Here is an 18,533-nt window from a genome sequence, read left to right as displayed (position 1 = left end):
TTTAGAAATTGAGTTACAAATCTACTAATATTATTAGTCTATTTGTAATTGAAGAAAACCTTAAACCATCTTTTTAAGCTGAGGAATATTTTTAAGAGTGATTTTTTTAGCTTTCAATTCGATTAAACCTAATTTATTAAAATCAGATAATAAACGAATACAGCTTTCGGTAGCGGTACCAATCATGCTGGCGAGTTCGTCACGGGTGAGTTGAATTTTTAAGCTGCCGTCTTCATTTTTGCCAAAGGTATCCTGAAGATAGAGCAGGGTTTCGGCCAGACGTTGTTTTACGGTTTTTTGAGCCATGTTTACCATTTGGCTGTCGGCATCTTTCAGGTCACCACAAATGGTTCTCATTACATTCATAGAAAACTGATTGTTTTTGTCAAAGAATCCCATGATTTCGCTTTTCGGGATAAAGCATACCTGCATATCCTCAAGCGCTACAGCACTCAGGTTGACAGGTTCTTCACTTATCATCGAACGTTGTCCTAAAAGTTCTCCTTTGGTTACCAGTTTTACGATATGATCTTTCCCATTCGGACTCAGTTTGGTCAATTTGCAAACACCGTCTTTTATGCAAAAAATGCCATTGACATTTTCGCCTTCTTCAAAGATCACTTCTCCTTTTTTTACTAAGCGTGAGGTCTTGCATTCGGCAAGTTTTACTAATTCCTCTTTGTTTAGCGCTTTCAGGGAGCTGAATTCTCTAACGATACATTGTTCGCATTTGCTCATTTTGAATGGATGATTTGATTATTTGCAAAATTAGTCATTTATATGATATATATCATATTTTATAAGCTGTTCCTTTAAGAATTTTGCATTAGGTAAAATGAGTAAAGTTATGGATACACAAAATTGTTTCCATTGTGGTTTAGATATTGTAAAAGAAGCTGAAATTGTTTTTGACGCGAAAACATTTTGTTGTGCCGGTTGTAAAACGGTTTACGAAATTTTTAGTCTGAACGATTTGAGTTGTTATTACGATTTTGAAAAATCACCAGGAGCAAGTCCGCAGGACATAAAAGGAAAATATGATTTTTTAGAAAATGAAAACATCGTTTCGAAATTATTGGAATTTCAGGAGGCTACAACCGCTATTGTTTCACTTAGCATTCCTCATATACATTGTAGTTCTTGTATTTGGATTCTGGAAAATTTACAGCGTCTTCAAAAAGGAATAAGCAGTTCTCAGGTTAATTTTCCGGAGAAAAAAGTACGTATTATTTACAATCCCGCCGAAGTTTCGCTAAGTACTATTGTGTATTTGCTAGGATCTATTGGTTACGAACCTTATATCAGTTTAGAGAATTACGAAACACCACAAACCAAAACCGACAGAAGTCTGACCTATAAATTAGGAGTCGCTTTCTTTTGTTTTGGAAATATCATGCTGCTTTCGTTTCCAGAATATTTTGAGGTAAAAGAATTTTGGCTGGACAATTACAAACCGTTTTTCCGCTGGCTGATTTTTGCCCTGTCGCTGCCTTCTTTTTTGTACTCCGGAAGCGGTTATTATGTTTCGGCTTACAAAAGTATTCGATCTAAAATGTTAAACATCGATGTGCCTATTGCTTTAGGGATTATCGTGATGTTTATCCGAAGTGTAGTTGACATTATTTTTGATTATGGTTCTGGTTTTTTTGACAGTTTGACCGGTTTGATTTTCTTCATGCTTTTAGGGAAAATGTTCCAAATTAAAACCTATAGTTTCTTGAGTTTTGAAAGGGATTTTAAATCCTATTTTCCGGTTGCCGTTACCCGAATTAATGTCGACAGTTCTGAAGAAAGCGTTCCGGTTTATGATATTCAAAAAGGCGATCGATTATTGATTCGAAATCAGGAATTAATTCCGGTGGATGGGATTTTAATGAGTGACAATACCGCTATCGATTACAGTTTTGTTACCGGAGAAGCCATTCCGATAAACAAAAAATCCGGGGATAAAATTTTTGCCGGAGGAAAACAACTAGGCAAAGTAATTGAAATGGAAGTGCTGTTTTCGGTTTCTCAAAGTTATTTAACCCAATTGTGGAGCAATGCTGTTTTTCAGAAAAAAGTAACACAAAAACACAAGAGTATTACCGATGCCATCAGTCGTTATTTTACGGTGGTTTTGCTGCTGATTGCTTTCGCGGCTTTTGGTTATTGGATTTTTATTGATACCAATAAAGCTTTCAATGTATTTACTGCGATTTTAATTGTGGCCTGTCCTTGTGCATTGGCCTTGACAGCTCCGTTTACTTTGGGAAATATTCTGCGAATTGCAGGCAAGCAAAAATTCTATCTTAAAAATGCATTGGTTATCGAACAATTGGCAAAAGTAGATACGCTGGTTTTTGATAAAACAGGAACGATTACTTCTAATGCAGCATCAAATATTTTTTATGAAGGGAAGCCTTTTACGGAAGCTAATTTGGTTCGAATCAAATCGGTGTTGCGCGGTTCTAATCATCCGCTGAGCAGGATGTTGTATGATTTATTGCCTGAAATTGGAAAAATAACCATTAGCGAATTTGAAGAAATTACCGGAAAAGGAATACAGGCGCGGGTAGTGGGAAGTTTGGTAAAAATTGGTTCGGCTGCTTTTGCCGGAATGCCGGAAGAACAGCAGAGTTTGCAAACTTCGGTACATATCCAAATTGACGACGTTTATTTTGGGAAATATATTTTTAAAAATCAATATCGGGAAGGATTAAAGCTTTTGTTTAAAAGTTTGCATAAAAAATACCAAATCAAAGTTTTATCAGGCGATAATGAAGGTGAAAAAACGGCTTTGAAAAAGCTTTTGCCAGCCGGAACCGAATTAGTTTTCAATCAAAAACCGGAACAAAAACTGGAATTTATCAAAAAATTACAGGATTCGGGCAAAAATGTAATGATGGTTGGTGACGGACTGAATGATGCCGGAGCTTTGGCACAAAGTGATGTGGGCGTTTCGATTTCTGAAAATGTGAATGTTTTTTCTCCCGCCTGCGATGCTATTCTGGAAGCGGGACAATTTCAAAAATTGCATTATTTCTTAAAACTTTCTAAGAAAGCCATGAAAGTAATCAAGATGAGTTTTGGTTTGTCTCTGTTGTATAATGTGGTAGGGTTGAGCTTTGCAATAACAGGCCATTTGAATCCTTTAATAGCCGCGATTTTGATGCCTCTGAGTACGATTACTATTGTGAGTTTTGTAACGTTGATGAGTAATTACTATGCGAGGAAGCTGGAAGTTATGAGTTATGAGGTGGAAAAACTTTGCGAATAATCTTTGTGTTCCGATAGCTATCGGGATTGCGGTAAAATAAAAATAGCTTGTATGATAAATGTCATATTTTCTGTAAAAGGTCTAAAGTAATTTTGTTAACACAAATTTAAGGTATGAGTGTCATTTATTTATTAATCACCATTAGCATTTTCGTGGCTATAGCATTTTTAATAGCCTTTTTTATGGCAGTTAAAAGCGGTCAGTATGATGACGATTATACGCCATCGGTCAGGATGCTTTTTGACGACGAAACAGCCAGGACGCAAAGCAGAAATCAGAAGGCAAAGTCCGTCAATCAGAATACAACAACGAGTTCTGAAAAAGAGTAAAGCAATAATTTTTAAATCATTTTAATTTTAATATATGGAAATGCAGCAGTTTTATTATGACAACAAAATTGTTAAAAAGTTCATTTACGCTACTATAGTTTTTGGAGTAGTCGGGATGACGGTCGGACTTTTATTAGCTATCTTATTTTTATTCCCAAACCTGACTGATGGTTTTTCCTGGTTGAGTTTTGGTCGTTTAAGACCTTTGCATACCAATGCTGTAATTTTTGCCTTTGTTGGGAATGCAATGTTTGCGGGAGTGTATTATTCCTTGCAACGTTTGTTAAAAGCCAGAATGTACAGCGACTTTTTGAGTAATCTTAATTTCTGGGGCTGGCAATTGATTATTGTGGCTGCCGCGATAAGCCTTCCGCTAGGTTACACTACTTCAAAAGAATACGCCGAATTAGAATGGCCTATCGATATTGCAATAGCGCTGATTTGGGTAGTTTTCGGAATCAACATGATTGGAACTATCTTAAAAAGAAGAGAGCGTCATTTGTATGTAGCGATTTGGTTTTATTTAGCCACTTTTGTTACGGTAGCTGTGTTGCATATTTTTAACAGTTTGGCTTTGCCGGTTTCTGCCATGAAAAGTTACTCTGTTTACGCAGGGGTTCAGGATGCTTTGGTACAATGGTGGTACGGACACAATGCGGTAGCTTTTTTCCTGACTACTCCGTTCTTAGGTTTAATGTATTATTATATTCCTAAAGCGGCTAATCGTCCGGTATATTCTTATCGCTTGTCTATTGTACACTTTTGGTCTTTAATTTTCTTATACATCTGGGCGGGACCACACCATTTATTGTATTCTGCTTTGCCTAACTGGGCGCAGAATTTAGGAGTTGTTTTCTCAGTAATGTTGATTGCGCCGTCTTGGGGAGGTATGATTAACGGATTGTTAACTCTTCGTGGTGCCTGGGATAAAGTACGTGTAGAGCCGGTATTGAAATTTTTTGTAGTGGCAATTACCGGTTATGGAATGGCAACTTTTGAAGGACCGATGTTGTCTCTTAAAAATGTAAATGCTATTGCGCACTTTACCGATTGGATTATTGCTCACGTACACGTGGGAGCCTTAGCATGGAACGGATTTATGGCTTTTGGTATCATTTATTGGTTGATTCCGCGAATGACTAAAGGACCGTTGTACTCTTTGAAATTAGCCAATGTGCATTTTTGGTTAGGAACCTTAGGAATCATTCTTTATACACTGCCATTGTATGTTGCCGGATTTTTACAGGCGTCCATGTGGAAACAATTTAATCCTGACGGAACGCTGACTTATGGTAACTTCTTAGAAACCGTAACTCAAATTATTCCAATGTACTGGATGAGAGCCGTGGGAGGAACTTTATATGTTACCGGAATGCTTATTCTAGTGTATAACATTTATCAAACGGTAAAAGCGAATAATGTTGTAGAAGACGAATTAGCTGAAGCTCCTGCTTTACAAAGAATAAGCAGCGCCCGATTAGCCGGTGAAAAATTCCATCCTTGGTTAGAAAGAAAACCTATTCAATTGACCATTTTGGCAACAGTAGCTATTTTAATTGGAGGTATTATTCAAATTGTACCAACGATTATGGTAAAATCGAATATTCCAACTATTAGCAGTGTAAAACCTTATACACCATTGGAATTAGAAGGTCGTGATTTGTATATCCGTGAAGGTTGTGTAAGCTGTCACTCTCAAATGGTTCGTCCGTTTAGAAGTGAGGTAGAGCGTTACGGACCTCAGTCTAAAGCGGGAGAATTTGTGTACGATCATCCATTCCTTTGGGGATCTAAACGTACCGGACCGGACTTATTAAGAGTAGGAGGGAAATACAACGACAACTGGCATTTTAACCACATGTGGTCTCCTCAAAGTACATCTGCCGGTTCTATCATGCCGGGATACAAATGGTTGTTTGACAATAAAGCGTTGGATATTTCAGATATCGAAGGAAAAATGGAAGTGATGCGAAATTTAGGAGTTCCTTATACAGATTCAGATATTGCAAATGCACAAAAAGCCATAGACGCTCAATCTCAGGAAATTGAAAACAGTTTGCATGCTGATCCTGATTTTGTTAAAAGTTATGATGAAAGCAAAAAGAAAGCAGCGGCGAGAGGAGAGGAATTTGTTCCAATGAAAAACAGAGAAATTGTAGCCCTGATTGCTTACATCCAAAGATTAGGAACTGATATTAAGGTGAAAACGAACTAGTAAAAAGAAGTATCAAAGTGGCATAGATTCAAAGTGACAAAGCCTAAAAGTTGGGATAACTTTGGAACTATGCAACTTTGATACTCAAAAACTCAAAAAAATGTTTGAACAAATAAAACACAACATGGAAACCATCGCGGGAGTTGCGATTTATCCAATAGTATCCTTATTGATTTTCTTTTTCTTCTTCATGGGATTAGCACTTTGGGTTTTTACCTATAAAAAAGATAAAATCAAAGAGATGAGTCAGATTCCGTTGAAAGACAGTTTGTAGTATAATTTCAAAATAAACAAAATGAAAAAAATAATTCCAGCATATGTAAGAGTACCGGTGATTTTCTTCCTCATTTTTGGTGCTATCGAATATTTTATTGACTCCGGAGACCGGGCGGCTTTTATCAAATACCCAATGGTTGACGTCATTTTATTGGTGGTATTGTTGTTGCTAATTGCTATCGAAATGGTAATTAAAGCGGCTGACAATATTGTGTACCAATTGTTGCCGGAAGAAGAAAAAGCCCGATTAGCAGCCGAAGAACAATTGCCATTAAAAGAATCAGCATGGTTTAAAAACCTGATGAACAAGCTTACCCGCACGGTTCCTATCGAAAATGAAGCCAGCCTGTTGATGAATCATGATTACGACGGAATCAAAGAATTAGATAATAATTTGCCACCATGGTGGGTGTATTCTTTCTATGCCTGTATCGTTTTTGCTGCTATTTATTTAGTGCGTTACGAAATGCTGGGAGCCGATAATCAGGAAATGGAATTGAAAAAAGAATTGGCTCAGGCCAAAATTGAAGTGGCGGAATACATGAAAAATGCACCTGATTTAATGGACGAAAAAACGGTTACCCAACTAACGGATCCGGCCGATTTAGCAATTGGAAAAACAACTTTTGAAACCAATTGTGCCGCCTGTCACCGTGCTGATGCGGGAGGGCAAATTGGTCCTAACTTAACCGATGACAACTGGATTTTGGGGGGCGGAATCAAGAATATTTTCCACACCATTACTAACGGGGGGCGTGACGGAAAAGGAATGATTTCCTGGAAAGGAACTTTGAAACCAAAAGAAATTCAAAAAGTAGCCAGCTATATTATATCTTTAAAAGGCAGTAATCCTAAAGATCCAAAAGCGCCGGACGGTGAAATTTGGGTTGAGGAAGCTGCAGCAAAATAAAAATTTTAAGCCATTAGGGAATTATGAAGATTTGGCTCATGGAATTCTAATACATAATTCCTTAATGGTAAAAACAATCTATTGTTTTAGATTAAAAATCACAAATAAAATGTCAAAATTAGCCGACGAAACATTTAGTCACGAAAGCTTTCGGGACAGCATTGGAACAATTGACAATGAAGGAAAAAGGAAATTTGTTTATCCTAAAAAACCATCCGGAAAATTTTATAATTACCGAAAGGCACTGAGTTATGTTTTGTTGTTAATTCTGGTTGCTAATCCTTTTATAAAAGTAAATGGCAATCAGTTTATGATGTTCAATATTCTGGAGCGTCGTTTTAACATCTTCGGATTTCCATTCTGGCCGCAGGATTTCTATCTTTTTGTGCTCTTTATGATCATCGGAGTGGTGTTTGTGATTTTGTTTACGGTTATTTTCGGGCGTATATTTTGTGGCTGGATTTGTCCGCAAACTATTTTTCTGGAAATGGTTTTCAGACGAATTGAATATTGGATAGAAGGTGACAGAGGTGCTCAGATGCGATTGGCAAAACAGGAATGGAATGCCGAAAAAATCAGAAAGAAAGCCTTGAAATGGACGGTATTCCTGTTGATTTCTTTTGGGATAGCCAATATTTTTCTGGCGTATTTGATAGGAAGTGATACTTTGATTGCGATGATTGAAGATAATCCGTTAAATCATTTGAAAACGCTGATTTCGTTGGCCATTTTTACCGGAATCTTCTATTTTATTTTTGTTTGGTTTCGGGAACAGGTTTGTATCATAGCCTGTCCTTACGGAAGATTGCAGGGCGTATTATTAGACAATAAATCTATTAATGTAACGTATGATTTTGTTCGAGGCGAAAAAGAAGCCGGACGTGCCAAATTCAATAAAAAAGAAGACCGTGTTTTAACCGGAAAAGGCGATTGTATCGACTGCCATCAGTGTGTGAATGTGTGTCCTACCGGAATTGATATTCGAAACGGAACGCAGTTAGAATGTGTAAACTGTACGGCCTGTATTGACGAATGCGACAGTATTATGGAAAGCGTGGGCTTGCCTAAAGGTTTGATTCGTTATGCTTCGGAAGATGAAATTGAGAAAAAAGCACCGTTTAAATTCACCACCCGAATGAAAGGCTACACCGCTGTTTTAGTCATTTTGGTTGGAATGTTAGTAGGGCTGTTGTTTTTACGCACCGATGTCGAGGCGCTTATTTTGCGATTACCGGGACAGTTGTATCAGCATAAAGGAGAAAATATCAGCAATGTGTTTACTTATAAAATTATCAATAAAACCAACGATGATTTTAATGATATTCATTTCAAACTGAAAAACATCAAAGGAAATCTGAAAGTAGTAGGAAAACAAAGTTTAAAAGTACCTAAACAAGGGATGAGCAGCGGAACTTTATTTATTGAAATCAATAAATATTTGCTGGAAAGCGATATAACGAAATTAAAAGTAGAAGTATATAACGGCGATCAAAAAATAGAAACCACCAGTACGAGTTTTTTAAGCCCGAGAAGTTTTGATTGATAAAGAAAGAGAAAGGTTTACTTTAAAAAATATAGGACGATGAAAAGAATCAATTGGGGAACAGGATTACTAATAGCCATAGCGTTGTTTATGAGCTTTATATTATATTTTGTAATAAAAGTACAATCCAATTCAAAGTATGACAACGAATTGGTTGTGGAAGAATATTACAAGCATGATGCCCGCTTTCAGGAAGAAATGGAGCGTGTTCAAAATGCTCAGGATTTGAAACAAAAACCAATCATAACCAAAACCGATGCGGGAATTACTATTGAATTTCCGCAGGAGTTTGCACCGAACCAAATTACAGGAATAGTGTCCCTTTACCGACCGTCTAACAAAAAATTAGATTTCGACACTCCGATTTCGTTATCTAATCCAACTTTGCTCATACCTAAATCAAAATTGGTAGGCGGTCAATGGGACATTAATATGGAATGGCAATATGCCGGGAAAAAATACCTGACTAAGGAACCGATTTATATTCAGTAAAAAGTTGTGGGTTATGTGTTATGAGTTTTATGGAGGAACAAGTAGAAAATTTATAATTCATAATTAACAATTTATAATTAAAAAAGAATGCTTTACACCGCTTTGATATTTGGATTACTAAGTAGTTTTCATTGCATTGGGATGTGTGGTCCTATAGCGATGATGCTGCCTGTGGATCGAAATAATCCGGCTAAGAAAGTAACGCAGATTATTACCTATCACTTGGGGCGGATTGCGGCTTATGCCGGTATCGGTTTTATTTTCGGATTGTTAGGTAAAGGTTTTTTTATGGCGGGAATGCAACAAAAATTGTCTGTTATTATTGGAATTTTAATGATTGCAGCCATCGTAATTCCCGAAAGAACATTTGCTAATTATAATTTTTCAAAACCAATTTTCAGAGGAATTTCTAAGTTAAAACAGGTTTTAGGAAATCAGTTTAAGAAGAAAAGTTATCAATCTCTTTTTACGATTGGTTTGCTAAACGGATTTTTGCCCTGCGGAATGGTTTATGTGGCTTTGTTTGGCGCTATTGCGATGCAAAGTAGTGGTTTAGGGGTTTTGTATATGATTTTGTTTGGATTGGGTACCGTTCCTTTAATGAGCAGCGTGGTCTATATTAATTCGTTTTTAAATTTGGCTACCCGAAATAAAATTCAAAAAACCATCCCTTATGTGGTGGCGGTTATCGGGTTGTTGTTTATTCTCAGAGGATTAGGTTTGGGGATTCCTTATGTGTCTCCTTCCACGATGAGTTTATTTGTACAGGCTAATCCTGATTGTCATTGAGTGATTTTAGTTTTAAATAGTTTTTAGATGAAAAAAGACGGTTTTACCAAGTGTAGAATCGTTTTTTTTATTTGCATCAAATTCTAATTTGTATTGAAAAATTAATAAAAAATTGGCATTTACATCAAAAGATTGTTTTTAATTTTATAGTAGGTTATTGCTGAAAGGATAGCGGTAAAACCCTTTCTGTCGTTGCGATAGCCATTAGTATTAATTAAAAATTTCGATCATGACAGAAGAATTCACAATCATAGAGAAAGAAGATATTGCTTCTCTAAAATTTCCTGCTACAGATGTGCTTGATGATGACAGCGAGGTAAAAACCCGAATAAGCGAAATTAACCGGGCTTTGTCATTAGGTAATTTGGAGCATTCTAAAATTAAAATTTTCTTTGAAGACAACGAATCGAAAAAAATTGTAAACACCACCGTGTGGGCGGTAACCGATAAAAATGTTGTTTTAAAACAAGGCGTGGTTATCCCAATTCATCGCATCTACAAGTTGTTTTAGTGATTTAACTGTCATCTTAAAAGCCCAATAAAAATTGTTATTCCGAATGTTTTGGGATAGAAAACGGCGCAGGTCTCCACGGAGTTTGCGCCGTTTTTTATTGCTGTTGTTGGGATTTTTTGTTTGGGTTTATTTCCAAATTTTAAAATTCAGCCTGAATTGTTTTTTTTCAATCAGGGCAAACCAATCGATGAAAAGTAAGGCTGCAATGAATAATAAACTAAGTACTAAACTGAGAATGGAATTCCAGGAAAGAGCTTCATTTAGGATGTCGTCGATGCCTTCTGAGGCAAAATCGCCCAAATGTACAGCAATTGCGTCACTGATAAATTTGCCAACAAAAAAAGCCGGAATAATTTGAATGGGTTTTAGTCGAGCCATTCCGGCAGCTAAAAATAATGGTGTAGTAGGCAGGGGCATCAGTGAATAAGTCAGAATTACCATTTGGCTTTTCCAACCTTCTTCACTTATTTTTTCGCCTAAAAACTGTACTTCTTTGTTTTTTTGAGGTTTGAATATTTTGTCGGCCAGTAACGGAATGTACAAAGTAAGGGTGTAGCGTCCCGCAATAGAGCCCAATACTCCCAGAATAATAACCCACCAGGTATCTAAGTCAAAAAGTATTTTTAGAGTTACCATTATGGTAAAAGCAGGCGGAAACGGAAACGGAACAACATCAAACAGAAAAGCTCCTAAAAAAACGAGTAGATATTGCCACCACATAGTTGTTAATTTACAAAAGTCAGATTGGTTAGCACTAATATGCGGAAATAAAATGACTTTAGCGCTCTTTGATTTCAAAAAAGATTAGAAATTTCAAAGAGAACGTTCTTGAACAGAAATTTTAAAAAGGAGGTGCTTACTCTTTTTTGTTTACCAAATAATTCAGCTCTATAACACCACAGTCAAAACTGTGGCTGCCGATGAGTTGAAGCGCAGTTTTTTCTTGAACATCTTTAAACAACGGAATTCCTTTTCCCAGAATAACCGGATTTACAAAAAGCCAGTAACCGTCAATTAAGTTTTGCTGTATCAGTGCATGAGTAGCAGTTGGGCTGCCAAAAAGTAAAATATCGTTAAGAGTTTGTTGTTTTACAGCATTAATTTCTTCGGAAAGACGCTCGCTGATAATGGTGGTGTTGACCAGCTTTACATTTTTTAAGCTTTGGGATAAAACCACTTTATGTACTTTGCTGTACCATTTAGAATGTTCTCTGTCGTGTTTGCTGGCATTGGGTTTGTCGGCGGCGGTAGGCCAGTAGCTTTCCATCATTTCGTAGGTTTTTCGACCGTACAAAGCAGTATTTCCGGTGCTGATGCGTTTGCCTACAAAATCAAAAATTTCTTCATTTATTTTAATCCAGTCCATTTCTCCGTTTGGTCCGGCTACAAAACCGTCGAGTGAGATATGCATAAACGAAATTATTTTTCCCATGATGCTGCTTTTTAAAGTTGGTTTTAAAGATAAGCAAATTTAAATTAACCGCCGGTTGCAATGCTGTTCATGTAGTAATTGACACAATGTAACAGGGTTAGTAAAAATAGTTCTCTGCTGTCCAATTGTTCAAAAACCGCTGTTGTTTCGATATGATAATCATAACTGAATTTACTCCATTTAAAATCGGTTTCAGCCACCAGTAACTCGGTTTTTTCGGCGTCAATCAAGGTGAATTTATTACTGAACAAACCTTTAAGTTTGAGTAAATAAGTTGTTTCTTTTGTATCAAAAAAACTTTTGATAAGAATGCCTTTCCAACCCATTTTAAACTCCAGTAAAATATTTTGACTACTGTCTTTCAGTTCTATTTTTGAATCCCAAAGATCTTTCGATTTTAGTTCGTATTTTGAACCATCCGCGAGTAAAATGTCTGCGTTGAAGGAATACCATTTGGAGTAAACTAACGCTCCAATTTGTTGGTCGTCTGAGGTCAGATTAAAATTGTGAGAATTAATCGAATTGGCTTTATAGTGTCCCATTTTTATTGTCTTTTAAAAACTTAGAAATGCTATTTTGTTGCAAGCCAATTTTTCTAAGTTCTACTTTTACTCAAAAATAGGAATAAAAAAGTGATTGTTATTAGGACAACCACTTTTTTCAGATTTTATTTTTGTACAAAACCGGAAGGCAAAGCTAGTAATTGGTACTGAATGGTTTTAGCCAAACGATAATCTCCCAAAGCGTTAGGATGCAGTCTGTCTGTATCTTTATTATGAAAATATTGCAAATGCGATTCCGACATAGGGAACAAGCCACTAGTTGAATACAAATCAATTAGTGGAACAGCCCAATAGGAAGCCGCCTGTTTTAGAACCTCTATATAACTATCGATGTACAAACCCTGTTCGTTGCAAAAGTTTTCGTCCGGTTGCACATTTTTGTCATTAAATTTTGCATACCCCCTGTGAATAGGAGTCATGATAACAATTTGCTGCTGCGGAAAATTGTTTTTCAAATAAGCCATCGCCTTGTTAATTCTTCCGCAAAAGGTAGTATCATTGAAAATGGGTGTGCGGTATTTACGACTTACTTCTTTGCCGTTAAAGTTGGTTTGTTTTGTTGTTTCAGTAAAAAAGTCACCAATAGGAGTGCCGTGCATGTAATCATTGGTTCCGGCAAAAATGATGATGGCATCCAGATCTGTTCCTTTTTCGGCTTTTAGTTTTTCGGCTTGTTTGTAAATATGATTCCATTGATTACCGCTGATGCCGTACACAAATGATTCTATTCCTAACAATTCATTCAGGTATTCCCAGTACACATAAGTTGTCCCAACACGGCGTTTATCGGTCATGGAATCTCCCAAAAATGCGACCTTTTTGCCCTGCCATTGCGATTGAAGTGTTTTTTCGGTTTCGGTTACAATTACTTTTGGAACAACGGTAGTTTGTTGTGCGAATCCTTTAGTGCTGATTGCTAATAAGAGTAAGTAACTCAATTTGATGAGGTGTTTCATTTTTTTATTTTTTTTTTTAGCGATTTTTGCTTTTTGTGTCTCGTCCTAAAAAAAGTTTACATATTTATACTTAATCCTAAAATAGATTTACAACTCATTTTTAGTCCTGTTATTGGCTTACAATTTGCGATAGAAAATCGTAAGCCAGTATCGAGAACTCTAGTTTAAACAAGACTTCTCGATACAATTTTAAATAATAAAGCTCCCGCATTATTATTTAAAATCACTCGAAGTGACGACAAAAAGCTTAACTTCATAACATTGCGCTTGCGCTAGCAATAGAGGGGGTGTTTTTTATTTTTTTCGTTTGTAATGCAATTGTGTTAATCCCGTATCAAATGTTTTTGCTTTTACAAATTCGAGTAATTGTTCAGGACGTCCATCTTTAAATAATCTTGTCCCATTTCCTAATAAAACAGGAATGACAGAGATAATAAATTCATCAATCAAATCATTTTTTAATAGTTCATTAATTACTTCTGCACCGCCATCACAATATATGTTTTTCCCATTTTCAGATTTTAGTTGTTTTACTAAATCGGTCAGTTTACCTCTGTAAAAAGTTGTTCTGCCAACACTTGGTCTTGAGGTTCTTGTGATAACATATACCTCTCTTTGTCCATTGTCGTAATGAGAGGAACCAATTTCTTTAAGGACATAATTATAGGTTTTTCTGCCAATAATCAAAGTGTCAATTGTATCTGTAAATTCTTTATAACCATAATCTTCGCCTTCCTTTTCGACGAGTTTCAAAAAACTAAGATCATCATTCGGCTTTGCAATGTAGCCATCTAAACTTGTAGCAATGAAAAGTGATGTTTTTCTCATAATGTTTTTTTATGTAACTAATGTTTGGCTAGTAGGCACAGGTTGGGATTAAAAATACGATTGTTTTTCTGTTAAAACTAATTTGTGTAGATACAAACTCCCTTTGAAATCGCTTTAAAAGAGGTTGAAATGGTATCATTTTAAAAAAAATCAATCCAAAATTGGGGTTGTCCAACAGCTACCGCTTTTGTGCGAAGGTTATTATTTTTTCTCAAACCAAGGGTTGTAATACTCTTCTACTCTGTAATAAGGTTTTCTTTCTTTTTTGATTTTCAATTTTCCATTCTTATCTATTTGAAATAACTTCCCTTTCTTGTAAAATAGTTTCTTGAAAATATTTCCAGTTTGTTCGCCTGAGGATTCTGGCCAGTATATTTCGTTTAAATTCTTCGAGACAATGAGATTTGGCTTTTTAGTGGACGATAATATTAATGAATCTTTTTTTCCAGGAATTCTTAATGTATCATATATTAGAATTGGATATAGATAAATGGTGTCATTTTTCATTTTCCAATTTCCTTTTGACCATCCTGAATAAGTGTCGAAATAATAATTATATTCATAAGTATAGTCAGAATTGAGCGTGATATCATCTCCAAATCTTTTGTATTTTCCGATAACTTCACTTTGTGAAATTATTTGAAATAAGAGGATTAATATGATTACATTTATTTTCATACTTTTTGCACTATTGTGAGACTTTCGTATAACTTAATATATAGCCCAAACAAACTTTCGTATATAGATGGACAGACGATTTTTTTTGTTTAAAAGGTTGTGTGTGATTTTTTTACTATGCAATACAAAAATAAAAATATTTCTTACATGTAAAAATTATTGCAAGACTTCAGTCATTCTAAAAGCACGTTCCGTTCCTAAAAATAGTGGATTGCCATGTTTTTCTGACCAGAAACCGTCTAATACATCTTTCGAAATACAGCGATAGACCACCACACCTTTGAAAAAAATGTCGTTTTCACCCAAATATTTGAAATTGATCACCAGAATATTATCTCTGAAAAAGCCGCTGCCGGTTTGAACCTGTTCGTTATTGATGAACCATTGGGCTTTGATTCTTTTGTTGCGGTCGAGTCGCAAAGTGAGGGTTCCTTTGTAAGTATGGTCTTCGGCATCCTGATTGCTGCCTGTAATTTGGAATTTGCCTACTAAGTCTTCGATATTCATTGAAAAAAAATTATGTTTTTTCTTTTTAGCTAAATCTTTTAATAATTGCCACAGATTAAAAGGATTGAAATAGATTAATCTGTGAGAATCTTTCCAATCTGTGGCTAATAATATTCTGTGTTATCTTTTTTTCTAAAAAAAGTTTTTCATTCCTGCAAGAATACTCATTTCTTATGGAAAGGACATAAAAAAAATCGAAGTTTTTAGGCTTCGATTTTTTAGAGTAAAAATAATTAGAGTAAGATTCCGGGGCATTATCGAGGTGGAATTAATGTTCCAGAAAATTAATCAGGTGTTCTCTGTTGTCGTAATAAGTAGGATGTTCCAAGATGGCTTTACGGTTTCGGGGTCTTTCGTAATTGATGTCTAAGATATCGCCAATTTGCGCTTTCGGTCCTGAAGTCATCATAATGACACGGTCGGCAAGGAAAATGGATTCGTCCACATCGTGCGTAATCATGATTCCGGTTGTTTTTTCTTTATTTAAAACTTCTAAAAGTACGTCCTGCAATTCGCCACGGGTTAAAGAGTCTAACATTCCAAAAGGTTCGTCCAATAAAAGAATTTGTGGTTTTAGTGCCAAAGCTCGGGCAATTCCCACCCTTTGTTTCATTCCCTGTGAAAGGTCTTTGGCTTTTTTGTCAAAAGCACCATCCAATCCTACTTTGCTTAGGTAATATTTACAAATATCAATGCGTTGTTTTTTGGTCGCATAAGCGAAAACTTTATCTACTCCTAAAGCCACATTTTCAAGTGCAGTCATCCAAGGCAATAAACTTGGCGACTGGAAAATAATTCCTCTGTCGGGTCCGGGACCAGAAATAGGTGAGCCGTTCAACACAATTTGTCCTCCGGAAATGGGATTTAAACCGGCAATCATAGAAAGCAGAGTGGTTTTTCCACATCCAGAATGTCCAATGATGGAAATAAATTCGCCTTCTTTTATTTTTAAATTCAGGTTTTCCAATACCACAAAATCACCGGTTGGAGTAGGATAGACCTTTGTTAGATTGTTTAATTCCAACATGTATTTTTCAAAACCTGCCGGATCGTGTGGGACTGTTTGTGTATTTACTATCGTTTCTGTCATGATGTTTTTTCTTTAAAATGAGTACTTTTAACTGAATTGTAACGGAACTAAATCCGGTAATTCGTAAGTGCTAACTTCCTGTCCGGCGGTTCTTTCAGCGCCTATTTCCATTAAATATTCGATAATGGCATTTCGTAGTTTTTTGAAATTATCATTATGATTCAAAGCTGTCTTGTCTCTGGGACGGTCAATTTTAATTTCAAATTCAGGGCCTAAAGTAGCTTTTGGTCCCGGACGAAGCGGAATTACCTTGTCGGCCATAAAAACACTTTCGTCAACGTCATTGGTAATTAATAAAGCAGTACGCTTGTCTTCACTCCAAATGTTTAAAATTTCTTCCTGCAAATTTCCTCTGGTCAAAGCATCCAAAGCTCCTAATGGCTCGTCCATTAAAATTAACTCCGGTTTCATAGCCAAAGTTCTGGCTACCGCCACACGCTGGCGCATTCCTCCTGAAAGTTCTTTTGGTTTTTTATGTGAAGCATGCGAAAGATTTACTTTGGCAATAAAACTATTCACATGTTCTTCTACTTCTTTTGGTTTCCAATTCGGGAAAACCGTTTTTACAGCCATTGCTACATTTTCGTAAACCGTTAGCCAGGGCAATAAGGAATAATTTTGAAAAATAATTCCACGTTCGTGACTGGTTCCCTGAATAGGTTTTCCTTTGAAAAGCACCTGACCGGAATCGGGTTCGATTAAGCCGGAAATCAAATTAATAAGCGTGGTTTTTCCGCTTCCTGTAAATCCAACGATGGCTACAAATTCTCCTTCTTCAATTCTTAAATTGATATTTCTTAAGACTTCTGTTTTGTTTTTTCCTTCTCCGTATGATTTACAAACATTTTTTAGTTCTAAATAAGCCATTTCTTTTAGTTTTTAGGTTCATAGGTTCTAAGTTGCTTAGCAGCTTAGTTTCTTAGTAACTTCTTTTTAATTATTGAAGGTTAGTAATTTTTGGAAAATCATCATGATGCGATCCAGCATGAATCCGATTAACCCAATCACAAACATGGCTACAATAATTTTCGAATTGGAATCACTGGAACCATTTTGAAATTCTTCCCAAACAAAAGAACCTAATCCAGGGCTTTGTGCCAATAATTCAATAGCAATTAATACCATCCAGGCTACAGAAAGCGTAATTCGTAATCCTGTGAAAATCATTGGGAACGAAGAAGGTAAAATAATTTTGAAGATTTTTTGGTAATTACCAAGTTGCAATACTTTAGCAACGTTGATGTAATCTTTATCTACTGAGGAAACTCCTGCACTCGTATTTACCAAAGTAGCCCACATCGAACACAATCCCACACTGATAAAAGAAATTACAAATGATTTTTCTACATCGACATTGGCTAAAATAGTTTTTACAATCATCGAAACTAACAATAACCAAACTACCGGAGATACCGGTTTGAAAATTTGTACAATCCAGTTGAACGATGTTCTCAAAGTTTCACTTAATCCTAACAAAATTCCCATTGGGATAGCAATGATGATAGACAATAAAAATCCGGCAAAAACGGTTTTTAAACTGGTAAAAATCTGATCTACAAAAGAAGGTCTTCCGGTGTATTTAATTTCGGTTTCTCCTTTAGCCAAGCGTTCTTCGTTTACAGCAGCATATTGTTGAATAAAATCTGCTTTTTTGGAAGATAATAACAAGTGATCATCCCATAATTTTCCTAAAGCGCCTACTACCATTAAAGGAGAAGGTAAAGAATTTGGTCGACAGCTAATGTCTCCCGAAGCAATACATTCTTCTAATTTTTTAGCCGCTTCCGGTCCCTGGTCCTGCAACGCTTTTTCAATTTTCATTTCTGATTCCACATTATTTAAATAATCTGAAAATGATTGCCATAAGAGAATAAAAAAGAATACAGAAAGTAAAGGAATCATGATTTTTTTGAATGCCTCCTTTGCATTTTTTTTCACTTCTTCACCTGCAATCAATCGGATAAGGGGTTCTAAGTAACCTAATCCTATAAATTTCACCGTTTTTATTGTCATTGTTTTCATAATGCTTGTATTTAATAATGTTGGTTTAAAAGCGTTTAAAAAAGTATGATTTCGTAAAATCCTTTTTAAACTTTTTAAGTCAGAATATAAATGGAGTTTCACTATTTTTAAAACTCAAACTGTTTTGTTT

20 protein-coding genes are annotated in these 18,533 nt (G+C 35.8%); 9 read left to right on the top strand and 11 right to left on the bottom strand.

All coding sequences use genetic code 11. The features are described 5' to 3' along the window. Positions 1–60 precede the first annotated feature (60 nt). Complete coding sequence (locus H599_RS0109260; RefSeq protein ID WP_026713879.1) at positions 61–738, bottom strand: Crp/Fnr family transcriptional regulator; 678 nt, start codon at positions 736–738, stop codon at positions 61–63. Between the two features lie 109 nt (positions 739–847). Between H599_RS0109260 and H599_RS0109255 the strand changes: the two genes are divergently transcribed. From H599_RS0109255 to H599_RS0109215, 9 genes are all read left to right on the top strand, one after another. Next, positions 848–3,259 (top strand): heavy metal translocating P-type ATPase, encoded by a 2,412-nt coding sequence (locus H599_RS0109255; RefSeq protein WP_026713878.1) that lies wholly within the window; start codon positions 848–850, stop codon positions 3,257–3,259. Between the two features lie 113 nt (positions 3,260–3,372). Beyond that, entirely contained in the window at positions 3,373–3,588 is a 216-nt protein-coding gene (gene ccoS, locus H599_RS0109250; protein ID WP_026713877.1) for a cbb3-type cytochrome oxidase assembly protein CcoS, read from the top strand. Between the two features lie 34 nt (positions 3,589–3,622). Next, entirely contained in the window at positions 3,623–5,803 is a 2,181-nt protein-coding gene (gene ccoN / locus H599_RS0109245) for a cytochrome-c oxidase, cbb3-type subunit I (RefSeq protein ID WP_026713876.1), read from the top strand. Between the two features lie 100 nt (positions 5,804–5,903). Next, positions 5,904–6,077 carry a cytochrome c oxidase subunit IV gene (locus H599_RS0109240; RefSeq protein WP_026713875.1) on the top strand — a complete coding sequence of 58 codons (174 nt, stop codon included), beginning with the start codon at positions 5,904–5,906 and terminating at the stop codon, positions 6,075–6,077. A gap of 21 nt (positions 6,078–6,098) precedes the next feature. Further along, the gene (locus H599_RS0109235) at positions 6,099–6,989 is read left to right on the top strand and encodes a cbb3-type cytochrome c oxidase N-terminal domain-containing protein (RefSeq protein WP_026713874.1); all 891 of its coding nucleotides are present in this window, start codon (positions 6,099–6,101) and stop codon (positions 6,987–6,989) included. A 109-nt stretch (positions 6,990–7,098) separates the two neighbouring features. Then, complete coding sequence (gene ccoG, locus H599_RS0109230; protein ID WP_026713873.1) at positions 7,099–8,532, top strand: cytochrome c oxidase accessory protein CcoG; 1,434 nt, start codon at positions 7,099–7,101, stop codon at positions 8,530–8,532. A 39-nt stretch (positions 8,533–8,571) separates the two neighbouring features. Further along, positions 8,572–9,024, top strand: a complete 453-nt coding sequence (locus H599_RS0109225) for a FixH family protein (RefSeq protein WP_026713872.1) — start codon at positions 8,572–8,574, stop codon at positions 9,022–9,024. An 87-nt stretch (positions 9,025–9,111) separates the two neighbouring features. Next, positions 9,112–9,813 carry a sulfite exporter TauE/SafE family protein gene (locus H599_RS0109220; protein ID WP_026713871.1) on the top strand — a complete coding sequence of 234 codons (702 nt, stop codon included), beginning with the start codon at positions 9,112–9,114 and terminating at the stop codon, positions 9,811–9,813. Positions 9,814–10,042: 229 nt separating this feature from the next. Then, positions 10,043–10,324, top strand: coding sequence for a hypothetical protein (locus tag H599_RS0109215; RefSeq protein WP_026713870.1), 282 nt, complete (start codon positions 10,043–10,045; stop codon positions 10,322–10,324). 129 nt (positions 10,325–10,453) lie between these two features. On the opposite strand, the gene H599_RS0109210 is transcribed toward H599_RS0109215, so the two are convergent. The 10 genes from H599_RS0109210 to H599_RS0109165 form a co-directional block, all read right to left on the bottom strand. Beyond that, positions 10,454–11,125 (bottom strand): SNARE-associated domain-containing protein, encoded by a 672-nt coding sequence (locus H599_RS0109210; protein WP_245600505.1) that lies wholly within the window; start codon positions 11,123–11,125, stop codon positions 10,454–10,456. Between the two features lie 58 nt (positions 11,126–11,183). Continuing rightward, entirely contained in the window at positions 11,184–11,759 is a 576-nt protein-coding gene (locus H599_RS0109205; protein ID WP_026713868.1) for a dihydrofolate reductase family protein, read from the bottom strand. Positions 11,760–11,803: 44 nt separating this feature from the next. After that, the gene (locus H599_RS0109200) at positions 11,804–12,301 is read right to left on the bottom strand and encodes a hypothetical protein (protein ID WP_026713867.1); all 498 of its coding nucleotides are present in this window, start codon (positions 12,299–12,301) and stop codon (positions 11,804–11,806) included. Between the two features lie 125 nt (positions 12,302–12,426). Then, positions 12,427–13,278 (bottom strand): SGNH/GDSL hydrolase family protein, encoded by an 852-nt coding sequence (locus tag H599_RS0109195; protein WP_026713866.1) that lies wholly within the window; start codon positions 13,276–13,278, stop codon positions 12,427–12,429. A 294-nt stretch (positions 13,279–13,572) separates the two neighbouring features. Continuing rightward, complete coding sequence (locus H599_RS0109190) at positions 13,573–14,106, bottom strand: dihydrofolate reductase family protein (protein ID WP_026713865.1); 534 nt, start codon at positions 14,104–14,106, stop codon at positions 13,573–13,575. Positions 14,107–14,307: 201 nt separating this feature from the next. Beyond that, a complete protein-coding gene (locus H599_RS0109185; protein WP_026713864.1) occupies positions 14,308–14,784 on the bottom strand; it encodes a hypothetical protein in 477 nt (158 codons plus the stop codon). A 156-nt stretch (positions 14,785–14,940) separates the two neighbouring features. Beyond that, positions 14,941–15,291 carry a hypothetical protein gene (locus H599_RS0109180; RefSeq protein ID WP_026713863.1) on the bottom strand — a complete coding sequence of 117 codons (351 nt, stop codon included), beginning with the start codon at positions 15,289–15,291 and terminating at the stop codon, positions 14,941–14,943. Between the two features lie 268 nt (positions 15,292–15,559). Then, a complete protein-coding gene (locus H599_RS0109175) occupies positions 15,560–16,381 on the bottom strand; it encodes an ABC transporter ATP-binding protein (protein ID WP_026713862.1) in 822 nt (273 codons plus the stop codon). 27 nt (positions 16,382–16,408) lie between these two features. Continuing rightward, positions 16,409–17,248, bottom strand: coding sequence for an ABC transporter ATP-binding protein (locus H599_RS0109170; protein ID WP_026713861.1), 840 nt, complete (start codon positions 17,246–17,248; stop codon positions 16,409–16,411). Between the two features lie 66 nt (positions 17,249–17,314). Beyond that, positions 17,315–18,403: an ABC transporter permease gene (locus tag H599_RS0109165; RefSeq protein WP_026713860.1), complete on the bottom strand. Its 1,089-nt coding sequence runs from the start codon at positions 18,401–18,403 to the stop codon at positions 17,315–17,317. Positions 18,404–18,533 lie beyond the last annotated feature (130 nt).

Source organism: Flavobacterium daejeonense DSM 17708, from assembly GCF_000425425.1.
GTDB lineage: Bacteria > Bacteroidota > Bacteroidia > Flavobacteriales > Flavobacteriaceae > Flavobacterium > Flavobacterium daejeonense.
The sequence above is the reverse complement of the archived record's forward strand: the minus strand, read 5'-3'. Positions and strand labels throughout refer to the sequence as shown.

What these genes read in the sequence shown, in the direction of transcription:
- H599_RS0109215 (WP_026713870.1), top strand. Translation starts at nt 10,043, where the DNA reads ATGACAGAAGAATTCACAATCATAGAGAAAGAAGATATTGCTTCTCTA.
- H599_RS0109220 (WP_026713871.1), top strand. Translation starts at nt 9,112, where the DNA reads ATGCTTTACACCGCTTTGATATTTGGATTACTAAGTAGTTTTCATTGC.
- H599_RS0109195 (WP_026713866.1), bottom strand. Translation starts at nt 13,278, where the DNA reads ATGAAACACCTCATCAAATTGAGTTACTTACTCTTATTAGCAATCAGC.
- ccoS (WP_026713877.1), top strand. Translation starts at nt 3,373, where the DNA reads ATGAGTGTCATTTATTTATTAATCACCATTAGCATTTTCGTGGCTATA.
- H599_RS0109260 (WP_026713879.1), bottom strand. Translation starts at nt 738, where the DNA reads ATGAGCAAATGCGAACAATGTATCGTTAGAGAATTCAGCTCCCTGAAA.
- H599_RS0109180 (WP_026713863.1), bottom strand. Translation starts at nt 15,291, where the DNA reads ATGAATATCGAAGACTTAGTAGGCAAATTCCAAATTACAGGCAGCAAT.
- H599_RS0109225 (WP_026713872.1), top strand. Translation starts at nt 8,572, where the DNA reads ATGAAAAGAATCAATTGGGGAACAGGATTACTAATAGCCATAGCGTTG.
- H599_RS0109170 (WP_026713861.1), bottom strand. Translation starts at nt 17,248, where the DNA reads ATGGCTTATTTAGAACTAAAAAATGTTTGTAAATCATACGGAGAAGGA.
- H599_RS0109240 (WP_026713875.1), top strand. Translation starts at nt 5,904, where the DNA reads ATGTTTGAACAAATAAAACACAACATGGAAACCATCGCGGGAGTTGCG.
- ccoN (WP_026713876.1), top strand. Translation starts at nt 3,623, where the DNA reads ATGGAAATGCAGCAGTTTTATTATGACAACAAAATTGTTAAAAAGTTC.
- ccoG (WP_026713873.1), top strand. Translation starts at nt 7,099, where the DNA reads ATGTCAAAATTAGCCGACGAAACATTTAGTCACGAAAGCTTTCGGGAC.
- H599_RS0109255 (WP_026713878.1), top strand. Translation starts at nt 848, where the DNA reads ATGGATACACAAAATTGTTTCCATTGTGGTTTAGATATTGTAAAAGAA.
- H599_RS0109165 (WP_026713860.1), bottom strand. Translation starts at nt 18,403, where the DNA reads ATGAAAACAATGACAATAAAAACGGTGAAATTTATAGGATTAGGTTAC.
- H599_RS0109200 (WP_026713867.1), bottom strand. Translation starts at nt 12,301, where the DNA reads ATGGGACACTATAAAGCCAATTCGATTAATTCTCACAATTTTAATCTG.
- H599_RS0109175 (WP_026713862.1), bottom strand. Translation starts at nt 16,381, where the DNA reads ATGACAGAAACGATAGTAAATACACAAACAGTCCCACACGATCCGGCA.
- H599_RS0109185 (WP_026713864.1), bottom strand. Translation starts at nt 14,784, where the DNA reads ATGAAAATAAATGTAATCATATTAATCCTCTTATTTCAAATAATTTCA.
- H599_RS0109190 (WP_026713865.1), bottom strand. Translation starts at nt 14,106, where the DNA reads ATGAGAAAAACATCACTTTTCATTGCTACAAGTTTAGATGGCTACATT.
- H599_RS0109205 (WP_026713868.1), bottom strand. Translation starts at nt 11,759, where the DNA reads ATGGGAAAAATAATTTCGTTTATGCATATCTCACTCGACGGTTTTGTA.
- H599_RS0109235 (WP_026713874.1), top strand. Translation starts at nt 6,099, where the DNA reads ATGAAAAAAATAATTCCAGCATATGTAAGAGTACCGGTGATTTTCTTC.